This is a genomic window from Caulobacter sp. 05L422 (genome assembly GCF_056397765.1).
This window is the reverse complement of sequence record NZ_JBFTOB010000021.1, coordinates 21,886-36,302: the sequence shown is the minus strand read 5'-3', so window position 1 is coordinate 36,302 and position 14,417 is coordinate 21,886. Positions and strand designations below refer to the sequence as shown.

The following is a 14,417-nucleotide window of genomic DNA, read 5'->3' as shown; positions in this document are numbered from 1 at the left end:
GATGCAGAACGCGCGAAGTTTGTGGAGAAGGGCTTCCAGGCCTTGACCCGCAAGGCTCCGCTCCCTTCTTGAAGGAACGACCTTGGCCGCGTGGGGATCGCCACGGCGCGCTCCCCGTTTCCGTGACCAGGGCTCATGTGACCAGAGTCCTTCGACGAAAGTTCGCCATGCGCCTGATTACCCCGCTGCTCCTCGCCCTGCTCGCCGGCTGCGCGCCGCTCTCGGCCGAGGCCCGGCCGCCCGCGGCGGCTCCAGCCCCCGCCTCGGCGCCGGCCTACAAGCCTAGCGGCATGGTGGCGGCGGCCAATCCCCTGGCGGTCGAGGCGGGCCTGCGGGTGCTGCGCGACGGCGGCACGGCGGTGGACGCGGCGGTGGCGGTGCAGTCCGTGCTGAGCCTGGTCGAGCCGCAGAGCTCGGGCCTGGGCGGCGGCGCGTTCATGGTCTTCTACGACGCCAAGACCGGCAAGGTGACCGCCTATGACGGTCGCGAGAAGGCGCCGCAGGGGGCGACCCCGCAGCTGTTCCTGGGTCCCGACGGCAAGCCGCTGAACTTCGTGATCGCCGTGCTGTCGGGCCGCTCGACCGGCGTGCCGGGAGCCGTGGGCATGCTGGCCCAGGCCCAGAAGGAGCACGGCAAGGCCGCCTGGAACACGCTGTTCAAGGACGCCGAGGGCCTGGCCGACAACGGCTTCACCGTCAGTCCGCGCCTGGCCGGCATGATCAACAGCCCGCGCATCCCGCAGAACACCGCGCCGGACGTGATCGCCTATTTCACCAAGCCGAACGGCCAGCGCTACCAGGCCGGCGACACCCTGAAGAACCCCGCCTACGCCGCCACCCTGCGCGACCTGGCCGCCAAGGGCTCCAGCGCCCTCTACGAGGGCCCCCTGGCCCAGAAGATCGTCGACCGGCTGCACCAGGGCGACCTGCCCTCCAGCATGACCCTGGCCGACCTGAAGGCCTACGAGCCGCGCTCGGCCGACGCCCTGTGCCGTCCGTGGAAGGTCTACACCGTCTGCGTGCCCAATCCGCAGTCGAGCGGCGTGTCGGTGATCCAGGCGCTGATGATGCTGGAGCACACCGACATCGCCAAGCGCGGGCCGACCGACCCGGTGGCCTGGACCCTGCTCGCCGAGGCCGAGCGCGTGATGTACGCCGACCGCGACCGCTATGTCGGCGATCCCTCGTTCGTGAAGGTGCCCGTCGAGGGCCTGCTGGATCCGGCCTATGTCGCCGAGCGCGCCAAGCTGATCGGCGAGACCGCCGGACCGGCGCCGAGCTTCGGCCAGCCCAAGGGCGCGCCGGTCGTCGGCCCCGACAAGACCCAGGAGCCGGCGGGCACGACCCACATGGTCATCGTCGATCCGATGGGCAACGTGGTGTCGATGACCACCACGGTCGAGAGCGTGTTCGGCTCGGGCCGGATGGTCGGCGGCTTCTTCCTCAACAACCAACTGACCGACTTCAACTTCGCGCCCAACGACCCGGACGGCGTCCCCGGCGCCAACGCTGTGGCCGGCGGCAAGCGGCCGCGCTCGTCGATGGTGCCGATCGTCGTGCTGGACAAGGACGGCAAGTTCCTGGCCGCCGTGGGCTCGCCCGGCGGCTCGGCGATCCTGTCCTACAATCTGAAAGCCATGGTCGGGGTGTTCGACTGGGGCCTGACCATGCAGCAGGCGATCAACCTGCCCAACCTGGTGGCGCGCGGCGACAGCTTCTCGGCCGACGTCGAGAAGTTCGGACCGGAGATGACCGCGGCGCTGCAGGCGCGCGGCGTGGCGATCCGCACCGGCCAGAACGAGACCTCGGGCCTGCACGGCGTGATCGTGCGGCCGGGCGGCGTGCTTGAAGGCGGGGCAGATCCCCGGCGCGAGGGGGTTGCGAAGGGGCTGTAGAGACGCCCTTCCCTCCCCCTCGTGGGGAGGGAAAGCAGAAACTAGGGCTTCGACCTGGCCTTGGGCTTCGCCGGTTCGGGCGGAGCTTCCGGCAGCGGTTCGGGGGTTCCCGTCAGGGTCAGGTCGAAGACCGAGCCGCCCGGACCGGTCTCGACCAGGGCCAGGTCGCCGCCGTGGCCCTGGGCCAGCTCGCGGGCGATGGCCAGGCCCAGGCCCGTGCCTCCGCGCCGCACCGAACCCACGAACGGCTGGAAGAGGTTGTTGCGCGCCTTCTCCGGCACGCCCGGACCATCGTCGGACAGCCGCAGGACGCTCATGCCCTCGACCCGGCGCAGTTCGACGAACACGCGGCCCTTGCCGCCCCGGTCGGGCGCGCCCTCGATCGCCTCGCGAGCGTTGCGCAGCAGGTTCGTCAGGATGCGGTGCAGTTGGTCCGGATCGGCCACCACCTGCTCGCGGTTGTCGATCACGGTCTCCAGGGCCACGCCGGAGGGCTGCAGGCCGGAGTCCTCGGCGGCCATGTCCAGAGCGGCGCGTAGCGGCGTGGTGCGCAGGGCCGGGGCCGGCTCCTTGGACTTGCCATAGGCCATGACGTCGCTGGCCAGGGTGATGGCGCGGTCCAGGGCCCGTTCGAGGCGCGGCAGGGCCTGGGCCACCTTGGGATCGCCCAGGGCGGCCAGGCGGTCGGACGCCATCTGGGCGCTGGTCAGCATGTTGCGCAGGTCGTGATTGATCTTGGCCACCGCCTCGCCCAGGGCGGCCAGGCGAGCCTTGGCCTGCAGGGCGGTGATCAGGTCGGACTGCATCATGTCGAGCTCGCGCTCCGCCCGACCGATCTCGTCGCGGCGCCGCGAGACCACGACCCGGGCGGCCGGATCCTCGGGATCGGCGCGGAACCGCTCCATGGCCTGGGTGATGCGCTGCATGGGGCGCACCAGCAGGAAGTTCAGCGACAGATAGATCAGCCCTCCGGCCAGGCCGGCGACGAACAGCGTCACCCCGGCCAGCCGCCCCAGGGTGGCGACCAGCTGCGCCTTCAGGGGGGCGTCGGGCAGGACGATCTCGACGAACTCGGCCTCCTGGCGGAAGCGCGGCTCGGCCATCACCCGCACCATGCTGCCGGGCGCGCTCTTCAGGGTGAAGAACGGGGCGGCCAGCCAGGAGCCGGAGTTCTGCCGGCGCAGGTCGACCAGATAGGGCGTCTTGATCCGCAGGCCGCGCGGCTCGGCGGGCAGGACGAGGCGACGGGCGCCGTCAACCTCCAGGGCCACGATCACCACCCCGGCCTGGTCCAGAAGCTGCTGGGAGACCTTGTCGGTCACCCGTCGCTCGGGGTCGGCGTCGGCGATGGTCGAGGCCAGTTCGGCGGCCCGCACGCGGTCCAGCAGCCACTGCTTCTCGAAGTCGGCCAGGGCGGGGGGCAGGATCAGGGCGCCGGCGATGGCCACGAACAGGGCGGTCAGCAGCAGCAGACGCGCCGACAGGCCTCCAGGCCACGGGAAGCGACGCCCTGGCTTGGCATTTTCCGGAACGGACGGCGTGACCGGCTCGGTCATCTGTCTGGGTTACTTCAGGTCTGGGGCTTCGGCAACGCGTCGGCGTCGCCAATAGCGCCACAGGGGCGGCAACAGGGCCAGCCCGCCCATCGCCGCGATCGGCAGATAGATGCGCGGCGAGAACAGGGTGTGCATCGTCACCGGCTCGCCGCTGGCGAAGATGTGGCCCAGGCCAGCGCCGATGCCGGCGTAGACGAACGAGCTGGGCACCATCCCCAGGAACGAGGCCAGTAGATAGGTGCGCACCGGGATGTTCATCAGGCCCGAGGCGACATTGACCAGCAGCAGCGGGAAGGCCGGGATCAGGCGCAGCGTCAGCAGGTAGGAGAAGGCGTCGGCCTTGAACCCCTCCTCGACCCGCGCCAGCAAGGCGCCGGGCTTCCTGCGCAGGAAGTCGCCGAAGGCCGTCCGGCAGACCAGATAGACCACGGTCGAGCCGCCGGTCGCCCCGGTCACCGCCGCCGCCCCGCCGCCGATCGGTCCGAACAGGAAACCGCCGGTCAGGGACAGGATCAGGGCGCCCGGCAGCGAGATCGACACCGTGGCCACGTAGATCAGGATATAGATCACCGCCGTCTTCAGCGGATTGGCCGCGGCGTAGGTCTGCAGGGCCTGGCCCTGGGCCTGGAGGGTTTCCAGGTTGAGCCGCCCCGCCAGGCCCGTGGTCAGGGCCACGACCAGCAGGATCAGCAAGGCGGCCAGCGGTCCGAACCGCCGCAGCCAGGCCAGGGTGGTGTCGGGCGTCATCCAGCGCCGACCGCGTCGGTGACCGAGGCGAAGCCCTCGGCGCGCAGCCGGGCGGCCAGGTCGGTCTTGATCCGCTGGACCAGGCCCGGCCCGCCATAGACCAGGGCCGAATATAGCTGCACCGCGCAGGCCCCGGCGCGGATCTTGGCCAGGGCGTCGGCGCCCGTGGCGATCCCGCCCGCGCCGATCAGCGCCAGGTGACTGTGGTTGGCCGCATGGAAGCGGGCCAGCATGGCCGTGGAGGCGGTCAGCAGCGGCTTGCCGGAAAGGCCGCCGCTCTCGCCCTTCTGGGGCGAGGCCAGGTCGGCCGGGCGGGCGATGGTGGTGTTGCTGACGATGATGCCGTTCAGGCCGTTGGCCGCGACCGTCTCGACGATGGCCTCGACCTCGCCGTCCTCCAGGTCGGGCGCGACCTTCAGGAAGATAGGATAGTCGACCGTGCCGGCCGCCTTCAGCAGGCCCCGCGCCTCGGCGATCTTGCCCAACAACTCCTCCAGCGCGGCCTTGGTCTGCAGGGCGCGCAGGCCCGGCGTGTTGGGCGAGGAGATGTTGACGGTGAAATAGTCCGACAGGCCCCACAGCCGCGTCAGGCCGGTGACATAGTCGGCGATGCGGTCGGTCGCGTCCTTGTTGGCCCCGATATTGGCCCCGACGATCGGCGCGCGGCCGCCGCTGGCCCGGCGGGTTTTCAGGGCCGACAGGCGGGCGGCGAACGGCTCCAGCCCCTCGTTGTTGAAGCCCATGCGGTTGATCACCGCCTGGTCTTCGGTCAGCCGGAACAGGCGCGGGCGCGGGTTGCCGTCCTGGGCCAGGGGCGTGACGGTGCCGCACTCCACGAAGCCGAAACCGGCCTGGGACATGGCGGCGGGAACCTCGGCGTTCTTGTCGAAGCCGGCGGCCAGGCCCACGCAGTTGGACAGCGGCAGGTGGGCGATCGTACAGGCCAGGATCGGGTCGTCGACGTCGGTCTGGCGCGGCCCCAGGCCCATCTTCAGGCCCTTGATCGCCCAGCCGTGGGCGTCCTCGGGATCCAGCGCGTGCAAGGCGCGGGCGGCGATGTCGTGAAGGCTCATGCCGGCAGCTCGCCCAGCATCGGCACGCCGTCGGCGTCGAGCTCGAGCGCCCGCTCGGCGATCACCTCGTCGACCTTCAGGTCGCGGAACAGGTGCGGGAACAGGGCCCCGTCGCGCGAAGCCTCCCATTTCAGGGCCTCGCCCAGGTCATCGGCCTCGACGGTCAGCAGCATCAGGCCGACCTGGCCCTTGAAGTACAGCTGGGCCGTCCGCTGGGCGGTGTCATGGCCGGAGAAGTGGATGAAGCCGTCGGCCAGGTCGACCGCCGAGCCGGCGAAGGCTCCGGCGGCGCGGGCGGCGCCCCACTCGGCCTTGGAAAGGATCTTGTAGATCTTGCTCATTCGCCGCCGTGTCCGCCGTTTTCCGATGCATAGAACAGGTGGCTCAAGGTCGGGGCTCCATCGGCGTCGATCGAAAACACCGCGACCGTCGCGGTGGGGAACTTGCCGCGCAGCTGAGCCAGCTTGGCGGGATCGGCCGGACCGCCCATGGCCAGGCGCAGGGCCAGCTCGTGGAGTCCGGGATTGTGGCCCACGACCATGACGGTTCCGCTGTCGGGCGCGTCCTCGCGAATCGCCGCCAGCAGGTCCTGGGCCTCGGCGTGATAGAGGTCGCGGCGCGTTTCGACGCGCGTCTTGGGGAAGGCCGGGGCCGCCGCCTCCCAGGTCTCGCGGGTGCGGCGGGCCGAGGAGACCAGGGCCAGATCCGGCGACAGGTCGGCCTTGGCCAGCACCTTGCCCATCAAGGCGGCGTCGTTCTGGCCTCGCGGCGCCAGGGCGCGCTCGAAATCGCCGCCCGAAGCGGCGTGCTGCTCGGCCTTGCCGTGGCGCATGAGGATCAGTCGGTCCATGATCCTCCATAGCCTTCACCGGAGCGCTCCGGAAGCGCGCGGTTGACACAGAAGTCGCCAAGCGGTCCAAGGCGGGCATGGCAAATCTCGATTTCGCCGGGGCTGTGCTTTCGGAGGGCGGAACCTGGCGGTTCCCGGCCCAGCAACCTTTGCGGCTCGACTCCGGCGCGACCCTGGAAAATCTGGAGATCGCGTACCGCACCTGGGGCACGCTGAACGAGGACGGGACCAACGCGGTCCTGATCTGCCACGCCCTGAGCCTGGACCAGCACGTGGCCGGAACCCACCCCGTCAGCGGCAAGGCCGGCTGGTGGACGCGCCTGGTCGGCCCTGGCCAGCCGGTCGATCCGGCCCGGCATTTCATCATCTGCTCCAACGTGATCGGCGGCTGCTCGGGCTCGACCGGCCCCGCCTCGATCAATCCGGCCACCGGCAAGCCCTACGGCCTGAGCTTCCCGGTGATCACCATCGCCGACATGGTGCGGGCCCAGGCCATGCTGGTCGAGGCGCTGGGCGTGGAGAGCCTGCTGGCCGTGATCGGCGGCTCGATGGGCGGCATGCAGGTCCAGCAGTGGGCGGCCGACTATCCGGACAAGATGTTCAGCGCGGTGATCGTCGCCTCGGCCTCGCGCCATTCGGCCCAGAACATCGCCTTCCACGAGGTGGGCCGCCAGGCGATCATGGCCGACCCCGACTGGAAGGCCGGGGCCTACGCCCAGGGCAAGTCGCGTCCGGAAAAGGGCCTGGCCGTCGCGCGGATGGCCGCCCACATCACCTATCTGTCCGAGCCGGCCCTGCAGCGGAAGTTCGGCCGCGAGCTGCAGCGCGACGGCCTGTCGTGGGGCTTCGACGCCGACTTCCAGGTGGAAAGCTATCTGCGCCACCAGGGGGCCAGCTTCGTCGACCGCTTCGACGCCAACTCGTACCTCTACATCACCCGGGCGATGGACTATTTCGACCTGGCCGCCAGCCATGGCGGGGTGCTGGCCCAGGCCTTCGCCGGGGCGCGCAACGTGCGCTTCTGCGTGCTGTCGTTCACCAGCGACTGGCTGTACCCGACCGCCGAGAACCGCCACATCGTCCGCGCCCTGACCGCCGCCGGCTGCCGCGCCGCCTTCGTCGAGATCGAGAGCGACAAGGGCCACGACGCCTTCCTGCTGGACGAGCCGGTGATGGACGCGGCGCTGCAGGGTTTCCTGAGCTCGGTGGAACGGGAGCGGGGGCTCTCCAAATGATCCGCGAAGACTTCAAGGAGATCCTGCGCCTCGTCCGCCCAGGCTCCCGCGTGCTGGACGTCGGCTGCGGCGAAGGCGTCCTGCTGGACCTGCTGACCCAGGAAAAGCAGGTCGACGGCCGCGGGCTGGAGATCAGCGCCGCCGGCGTGGCCGCCTGCATGTCGCGCGGCCTGTCGGTGGTGCAGGGCGACGCCGACCAGGACCTGGACCACTTCCCCGACCGCACCTTCGACTACGCGGTGCTGTCCCAGACCCTGCAGGCCACCCGCCGGCCGCGCCATGTGCTGGACGAGCTGCTGCGGATCGCCGACCGCGCCGTGGTGTCGTTCCCCAACTTCGGCCACTGGCGGGTGCGCTGGTCGCTGCTGCATCGCGGACGGATGCCCGAGACCGAGGCCCTGCCCCTGCCGTGGTGGGCGACGCCCAACATCCATCTGTGCACCCTGGCCGACTTCTTGGCCCTGACCGAGGACCTCGACGTCCGCATCGACGCCTGCGCCGCCTTCGCGGGCAACGGCCCGGCCCGGCAGATCGACCCGACCAGGACCCTCGAGAACTGGCGGGCGGAAACCTGCCTGTTCATGCTCAGCCGCAATCCCGCGCCCGCCGGCGCCGCGTCGGAGGCGGAACCTCCAGCCCCTTCAGGCGATCTCTTCGACGGATGAAGCTTCGTCTCATGACCTACAATGTCCACCGTTGCGTGGGCACGGATCGCAAGCTCGACGTCGAGCGTGTGGCCGAGGTCATCGCTGCGGAAAACGCCGACGTGGTGGCGCTTCAGGAACTGGACGTCCGCCGGGCCCGCACCAAGGGCGTGGACCAGGCCCATCGCCTCGCCGAACTGCTGAAGATGCGCTCGCATTTCCATCCGGCCATGGCCGTGGAGGAAGAGCTCTACGGCGACGCCATCCTGACCGCCCTGCCGGAGAAGAAGGTCAAGGCCGGCGGCCTGCCGCTGTATCCGCTGATCCCCGGCCTGGAGCCGCGGGGCGCGATCTGGATCACCGTCGACGTCGGCGGCACGCCGGTGCAGATCATCAACACCCACCTGGGTCTCGTGCCCCAGGAACAGAAGCGGCAGGCCGCCGCCCTGCTGGGCGAGGGCTGGATCACCCACGACGCCTGGAAGGCTCCGGGCATCCTGCTGGGCGACTTCAACGCCACGCCCTATTCGGCCACCTATCGCCTGCTGAAGGCCGCCCTGCGCGACGCCCAGGCCCCCACCGCCACGTGGCGCCAGGCTCCGACCGCGACCTTCCCGTCGAACTTCCCGTTCATGCGCATCGACCACGTCTTCCTGACCAAGGGCGTCGAAACGGTCGGGGTGCGCTCGCCCTACGGCGCCCTGGCGCGGACCGCCTCCGACCACCTGCCGCTGGTGATCGACCTGGAGATCAGTCCTGCAGGTGATCCGGCAGGATCGGCGACTGGTGATCGTCCATCAGACGGTGCAGCTCGCGCTTGAGGCGCTTGCGGCGGCCCCAGGGCCGCCAGGCGTCGATCGGCGAGATGGCGTCGCCCAGGCTCCAGTCGGCGATGAACTGCTGGACGCCCGTCAGCGACTTGATCGGCACCGGCGCCAGGCGGCGCGGCAGGCCGCCCCTGCGATCCAGTTCGTTGATCGTCGCCGCCAGCCCGCCCAGGCGGTCGTAGGTCTCGAGCACGTGCTCGGTCTCGTGATCGAGGAAGTGGCCGATCAGCCGGCCCAGGAAGGCGCGGATCGCCGACCGGCTGGTCTCGTCCACGCCCTCGAAGGCGATGTCGCACTCGGTGTCCAGGCCGATCGAGCGGTTGTTCAGGTTCGCCGACCCCAGCCGCAGCATGCGGTCGTCCATGATCGCCACCTTGGAGTGGACGATGATCGCCGCGCCCTTGGGCGTGCGGGCGCTGAAGGCCGAGAAGCGGCCGTGGACGTCGGTCTCGCGCAGGCGGTTGATCGCCGAGGTGCGGGCGCTGTCCATGGTCATCTGGTCGAAATAGCTGGGGCTGTGGGCGGGGCCGACGGTGACCACCTCGGGACCGTCCGGCTCGGCCAGGCGGTCGGCCAGGGCTTCGACGATGATCGGCGAGGTCAGGTACTGGTTCTCCAGATAGACCAGCCGCTTGGCCGCCTTGATGCTGGCCAGGTGCATCAGCATCGTCTCGTTGATCTCGGGGTCGTCCTTCCAGGCCGGCTGGGTGCGGCAGATCGCGACGGGCGCGTTGCGCAGGTCGGGGATCAGATAGTCCGGCCAGGGCGCCTCCTCGGGCTTCGCCGAGCGCTCAAGCGCCTCGCCGGTCGACCGCTGCCAGCGGGCGATGAACAGGTCGCCGAGGGCCTCGGCGGCCTTGCCGTCGACCAGGGCCGCCACTTCGTGCCGAGCCGGATAGTGATGGCCGGTCGGCAGGCGACGTCGCGGATCGTTGTCCAGGTGCTGGGTGGTGTCCCAGCGGTCGACGCCGATGTCGCCGCCGCTGACCAGGGCCACCGAGCCGTCGACCACGACCACCTTCTGGTGATGGCAGGCGCTGGCCGGCAGGGTGTTGTCCAGGTGGTACTTCACCCGCGAGCCGGTGAAGAACACCTGGCCGCGATGCGGGCCGAACAGCTGCGAGGCGGCGATCGGGAACGGCATGTCCCAGACCAGGATCCGCACGTCGAGCCCGGGGTTCAGCGCCGCCTGGCGACGCAGCAGCAGGCCGATGCGGTCGACATGGGCCGGGTCGCGGCTCTTGCGCACCCGGTCGGGGTCCAGCCGGGTCAGCGGATCGAACACCCAGGCCAGGATCCAGATCGACTTCCGGGCCGACAGCAGAATGGACTTCAGGGCGTCGAACGCCTCGTCGTTGTCGATGAACAGCGCCAGCCGGTCGGCCTGCTCCACGCGCCAGCAGGTGGCGCCCGGGCGGAGAAGCGAAGCGGAGGTCAGCGAGGATGCGTCGTCGGCCATGTCGCTCCTTGTGCCATGGAAATTCGTCAACGCACGGACCCATGTTATGGCTCCGCTTGGATAGAACTCTCGCGCATGTTTGTTGGACGCCCATGACAGCCCAGACGCCCGCCCATCACGTCCTCGCCGACCGCAAGCGCCTGTGGGCCTTCTGGCTGGGTTGCCTGGTGGTCACGGCGGGCGTCGTGCTGCACGTGCCGATGTACCTGATGGGCGCCGACATCGGCTACCAGCTGGCCGGGATGAAGATGGACCTGGGCATGACGGTGGGCATGCTGATCATCCCGCCCGGCTGCGCCCTGGCCGGCTGGGGCCTGCTGCCCCGGCACGGCGTCGACCATCACCTGGAGCACACCGTCGAGGTCACGCCGCCGGAGGATGCCCCGCTGTCCATGGCCCATTGGTGGCTGATGCTGGTGCTGGTCGTGGCCCTGATCATCGACATCATGAAACCGGCCAGCCTGGGCTTCGTGGTGCCCGGCATGATCAAGGAGTACGGCGTCAGCAAGTCCATGGTCGCCTGGCTGCCCTTCGCCGCCCTGAGCGGCACGGTGACCGGCTCGATCATCTGGGGCGCCCTGGCCGACATCTTCGGGCGGCGGGCCTCGATCCTGCTGTCGGCGGTGATGTTCGTCGGCACCTCGATCTGCGGCGCCATGCCCGATTTCTGGTGGAACGTGATCATGTGTTTCATGATGGGCGCGGCCGCCGGGGGCCTGCTGCCGGTGGTCTACGCCCTGCTGGCCGAGACCATGCCGTCCAAGCACCGCGGCTGGGCCCTGGTGCTGGTCGGCGGCCTGGGGGCCGTGGGGGGCTACCTGGCCTCGTCCGGCTGCTCGGCTTGGCTGCAGCCGGAGTTCGGCTGGCGGATCATGTGGTTCCTGAACCTGCCGACCGGCCTGATCCTGATCGCCCTCAGCGGCGCGATCCCCGAGTCCGCCAAGTTCCTGATGACCATCGGCCGCATCGACGCCGCGCACACGGTCATGAAGCGGTTCGGCTCGGTGGTCCGCGAGAAGGTCGACACGCCCGAGGATCATCACCACGTCCTGATACCGCCGCCGGTCGAGCGGCGCTTCATCGGCAAGACCTTGGCGCTGAGCATCGCGGCGGTGGCCTGGGGCCTGGTCAATTTCGGCCTGCTGCTGTGGCTGCCGGCCGAACTGGTGGCCGAGGGCCACAGCGTCGGCGTCTCCAGCCAGCTGCTGGCCAAGTCGGCCCTGATCGCCTTCCCGACCGTCTTCGTCTGCGCGTTCCTGTACAGCCGCTGGAGCACCAAGTGGTCGCTGGCGGCGACGATTGCCGTTAGCGCTTTGGGCGTGGCCGGCGTGCTGACCATCGGCCCCGGCGTCAGTCCCGTGCTGCCGGTCGCCCTGATGATCATCGGCACCAACGGCCTGCTGGCCATCCTGCTGCCCTACACGGCCGAAAGCTTCCCGCTGCGGATTCGCGGCCGGGCCACCGGCTGGGTGGCGGCGTGCAGCAAGTCGGGCGGACTGATCGCCCAGCTGCTGGGCATCCTGGCGGCCGTGCCGCCGCTGAAGGTCGCCGCCCTGATGATCATCGCGCCGCTGGCCCTGGCCCTGGTCCTGGTGGCGTGGTTCGGCACCGAGACGCGCGGACGCGACCTGCGGGAGCTGGAGGGGTAGCGGCTAGCCCGCGATCGCCGCGGCGTCGCGTTCGCCGGTGCGGATGCGCAGGGCCTGTTCCAGGTCCATGACGAACACCTTGCCGTCGCCGATCTTGCCGGTGTTGGCGGTGCTCTGCAGGGCCTCGACCACCGGCTCGACCACATCGTTGGCCACGGCGATCTCCAGCTTGACCTTCGGCAGCAGCTTCACCTCGTACTCGGCGCCGCGATAGACCTCGGTCTTGCCCTTCTGCCGGCCGTAGCCGCGAACCTCGGTGACCGTCAGGCCCGAGGCGCCCGCCTCGGTGACCGCCTCAAGCACGGCGTCAAGGCGGCTGGGCTTGATAATGGCGACGATCATCTTCATGGCGCGGCTCCCGCTGACGACGGCTTGTTCTACGACTTGAAGCTAGGCCCGGGAATCGATGGCTCCAAGGGCTTTGCGGCATTTAGATTACGCGGCGCCTTTCGAACAGGCGCCGGACCGCCCGGCGAGGGCTGCAACACGCCCGGCGCGAACACCCGCACCCGCGCACGGCTGCCGCGCGGCTTGACGGCGAAGGTCTGCTTGACCGCCTCCATCAGGATCAGGCCGGCGAAGCGCGGCCACAGGCGGGCGCCGACCTGCTCGAACCCCTCGGCCCAGCGCGCCGCCACCGGCATGGGCGGGGCGTAGAGGGCCCGGGTCCAGCCGGCGGGCTCCAGGTCGGCCTCGCGCAGTAGGGCCTCCAGCTGGTGACGGCTGAACGGCCGGCCATGGCCGAAGGGCGTGCTCTCGGCCCCGGCCCACAGGCCGTCGCGCGAGGCCACGGCGACGATCAGCCGGCCCGACGGCGCCATGACCCGCCAGATCTCGCGCAGGACGGCGGCAGGGTCGTCGGCCTCCTCCAGGGCGTGGACGGCCAGGATGCGGTCGAACATGGCGTTGGCGAACGGCAGGGCGGTCTCTTCGACCAGGGTGGCGGCGTTGGCCCCGCCGTTCGGCCAGACCTCGACGCCCTGGGTGGCCGGCATGGCCGCCACAACCCGGCGGGCCTGGGTGCGGGCCTTGTCGAGGAAGGGCGTGGCGTAGCCCAGGCCCAACACGTCCAGTCCCCGCGCGTCGCCCCAGGCCTCCTCGACCTTGCGGCCCAGCATCTCGCGGGCCGCGCGTCCGAGCGGGCTGGCGTAGAAGGCTCTGAGATCGAGCACGTCGCGGCGCATTGAGTCTCCCGATCGATGGCTTCATCTATGTAGGCGGGCCGACCCTTCGCGTCACGCCCCAGTCCGGAGTCGAGAGCATGTCGCTGACCGTCCACCAGTTCCCCTGCCTGTCGGACAATTACGGCTTTCTCGTGCGCGACGACGCCACGGGAACGACGGCGACGATCGACACGCCCGACGCCGACGCCATCCTGGCCCAGCTGGACAAGCTGGGCTGGAAGCTGGACCTGATCCTCAACACCCACTGGCACCCTGATCACGCCGGCGGCAACGCGGCGATCCAGGCGGCGACCGGCGCGACCATCGTCGGCCCGCAGGAGGTGACCCGCATCGCGCCGCTGGACCGCCCCGTCGGCCAGGGCGACACCGTGATGCTGGGCGAGACGCCGCTGGCGGTGATCGACACCGGCGGCCACACCCTGGGGCACATCGCCTATCACGACGCCCGCGACCACATCGCCTTCGTCGGCGACACCCTGTTCGCCCTGGGCTGCGGCCGGTTGTTCGAGGGCACGGCCGAGCAGATGTGGGGCTCGCTGTCCAAGCTGACCGCCCTGCCCGACGACACCACTGTCTATTGCGCCCACGAATACACCGCCTCGAACGCCCGCTTCGCATTGTCCGTGGACGACGCACCGGTGCTCAAGGATCGCGCGGCGGCGGTGTTCGCCGCCCGCGAGCGCGGCGAGCCGACCGTGCCGACCACCATCGGCCTGGAGAAGGCGACGAATCCGTTCTTGCGCGCGCCCCTGCTGCGGCCCCATCTGGCGCCGGCGGAGGCGTTCGGCGAGATTCGCGCCGCCAAGGACGACTTCAAGGGGTGAGCATGTTGTCGGAAATCTCGGGCGAGCTAAGCGGCAACGAGGTCATTCGCTTGCTCGATCTGCAGCCGCACCTCGAGGGCGGCTGGTATCGCAGGACGTTCGAGGACACCCCGGCCGAAGAGGCCCGCCCGGCCTCGACCGCGATCTACTACCTGCTGCAGGCCGACGAAGTGTCGGCCTGGCACAAGATCGACGCGGTGGAGGTCTGGCACTACTACGCCGGCGCCCCGATGAAGATCACCATGTCGCCCCCCGACGGGCAGGGCGCGACTGTCCACGTCCTGGGCCCCGACCTGCGGGCAGGCGGCCTGCCGCAGCTGGTGGTGCCGACCGGCTGGTGGCAGACCGCCGTCAGCCTCGGGGCCTGGACCCTGGTCGGCTGCACCGTGGCCCCGGGCTTCCATTTCGACGGCTTCGAACTGGCGCCCAAGGACTGGCGGCCGCACTCCCAGGCGCCGCGCCGCCCCTAGGCCG

Annotated in this window: 15 protein-coding genes; 7 read left to right on the top strand and 8 right to left on the bottom strand. The window is 70.3% G+C overall.

The window, feature by feature from the left end; all coding sequences use genetic code 11:
• Positions 1-167: 167 nt before the first annotated feature.
• Positions 168-1,895 (top strand): gamma-glutamyltransferase, encoded by a 1,728-nt coding sequence (ggt, locus tag AC1DMQ_RS19160; protein WP_477035149.1) that lies wholly within the window; start codon positions 168-170, stop codon positions 1,893-1,895.
• Positions 1,896-1,936: 41 nt separating this feature from the next.
• On the opposite strand, the gene AC1DMQ_RS19155 is transcribed toward ggt, so the two are convergent.
• Genes AC1DMQ_RS19155 through AC1DMQ_RS19135 form a run of 5 tightly spaced genes read right to left on the bottom strand, consistent with a single transcriptional unit; the run spans position 1,937 to position 6,121 of the window.
• Positions 1,937-3,451 carry a sensor histidine kinase gene (locus AC1DMQ_RS19155; RefSeq protein ID WP_477035148.1) on the bottom strand — a complete coding sequence of 505 codons (1,515 nt, stop codon included), beginning with the start codon at positions 3,449-3,451 and terminating at the stop codon, positions 1,937-1,939.
• A 9-nt stretch (positions 3,452-3,460) separates the two neighbouring features.
• Complete coding sequence (locus AC1DMQ_RS19150; RefSeq protein ID WP_477035147.1) at positions 3,461-4,198, bottom strand: TVP38/TMEM64 family protein; 738 nt, start codon at positions 4,196-4,198, stop codon at positions 3,461-3,463.
• Entirely contained in the window at positions 4,195-5,271 is a 1,077-nt protein-coding gene (locus AC1DMQ_RS19145) for a quinone-dependent dihydroorotate dehydrogenase (protein WP_477035146.1), read from the bottom strand. Before AC1DMQ_RS19145 ends, AC1DMQ_RS19150 begins: the two co-directional genes overlap by 4 nt.
• Positions 5,268-5,612: a DUF952 domain-containing protein gene (locus AC1DMQ_RS19140; protein WP_477035145.1), complete on the bottom strand. Its 345-nt coding sequence runs from the start codon at positions 5,610-5,612 to the stop codon at positions 5,268-5,270. The genes AC1DMQ_RS19145 and AC1DMQ_RS19140 overlap by 4 nt, the downstream gene beginning before the upstream one ends.
• Entirely contained in the window at positions 5,609-6,121 is a 513-nt protein-coding gene (locus tag AC1DMQ_RS19135) for a SixA phosphatase family protein (RefSeq protein ID WP_477035144.1), read from the bottom strand. Before AC1DMQ_RS19135 ends, AC1DMQ_RS19140 begins: the two co-directional genes overlap by 4 nt.
• A gap of 77 nt (positions 6,122-6,198) precedes the next feature.
• Between AC1DMQ_RS19135 and metX the strand changes: the two genes are divergently transcribed.
• From metX to AC1DMQ_RS19120, 3 genes are read left to right on the top strand one after another with little or no spacing between them, the layout of a single operon-like run.
• Positions 6,199-7,356 (top strand): homoserine O-acetyltransferase MetX, encoded by a 1,158-nt coding sequence (gene metX / locus AC1DMQ_RS19130; RefSeq protein ID WP_477035143.1) that lies wholly within the window; start codon positions 6,199-6,201, stop codon positions 7,354-7,356.
• On the top strand, positions 7,353-8,021 hold the full coding sequence (metW, locus tag AC1DMQ_RS19125; protein WP_477035142.1) for a methionine biosynthesis protein MetW: 669 nt from the start codon (positions 7,353-7,355) through the stop codon (positions 8,019-8,021). The genes metX and metW overlap by 4 nt, the downstream gene beginning before the upstream one ends.
• Entirely contained in the window at positions 8,018-8,821 is an 804-nt protein-coding gene (locus AC1DMQ_RS19120) for an endonuclease/exonuclease/phosphatase family protein (protein ID WP_477035141.1), read from the top strand. Before metW ends, AC1DMQ_RS19120 begins: the two co-directional genes overlap by 4 nt.
• On the opposite strand, the gene AC1DMQ_RS19115 is transcribed toward AC1DMQ_RS19120, so the two are convergent.
• A complete protein-coding gene (locus tag AC1DMQ_RS19115) occupies positions 8,751-10,286 on the bottom strand; it encodes a phospholipase D-like domain-containing protein (protein WP_477035140.1) in 1,536 nt (511 codons plus the stop codon). The two genes, AC1DMQ_RS19120 and AC1DMQ_RS19115, sit on opposite strands and share 71 nt — an antisense overlap.
• Positions 10,287-10,378: 92 nt before the next feature.
• Here AC1DMQ_RS19115 and AC1DMQ_RS19110 point away from each other — a divergent pair, with 92 nt between their 5' ends.
• Positions 10,379-11,935, top strand: a complete 1,557-nt coding sequence (locus AC1DMQ_RS19110) for an MFS transporter (protein WP_477035139.1) — start codon at positions 10,379-10,381, stop codon at positions 11,933-11,935.
• Positions 11,936-11,938: 3 nt separating this feature from the next.
• Here AC1DMQ_RS19110 and AC1DMQ_RS19105 read toward each other — a convergent pair whose 3' ends face one another.
• Together AC1DMQ_RS19105 and AC1DMQ_RS19100 are read right to left on the bottom strand one after the other, a co-directional pair.
• Positions 11,939-12,283 carry a P-II family nitrogen regulator gene (locus tag AC1DMQ_RS19105; protein WP_422178578.1) on the bottom strand — a complete coding sequence of 115 codons (345 nt, stop codon included), beginning with the start codon at positions 12,281-12,283 and terminating at the stop codon, positions 11,939-11,941.
• Between the two features lie 29 nt (positions 12,284-12,312).
• Positions 12,313-13,119 carry a class I SAM-dependent methyltransferase gene (locus AC1DMQ_RS19100; protein ID WP_477035138.1) on the bottom strand — a complete coding sequence of 269 codons (807 nt, stop codon included), beginning with the start codon at positions 13,117-13,119 and terminating at the stop codon, positions 12,313-12,315.
• A gap of 77 nt (positions 13,120-13,196) precedes the next feature.
• Between AC1DMQ_RS19100 and gloB the strand changes: the two genes are divergently transcribed.
• Together gloB and AC1DMQ_RS19090 are read left to right on the top strand one after the other, a co-directional pair.
• Positions 13,197-13,943 carry a hydroxyacylglutathione hydrolase gene (gloB, locus tag AC1DMQ_RS19095; protein WP_477035137.1) on the top strand — a complete coding sequence of 249 codons (747 nt, stop codon included), beginning with the start codon at positions 13,197-13,199 and terminating at the stop codon, positions 13,941-13,943.
• Positions 13,944-13,945: 2 nt separating this feature from the next.
• A complete protein-coding gene (locus AC1DMQ_RS19090; protein WP_477035136.1) occupies positions 13,946-14,413 on the top strand; it encodes a cupin domain-containing protein in 468 nt (155 codons plus the stop codon).
• Positions 14,414-14,417 lie beyond the last annotated feature (4 nt).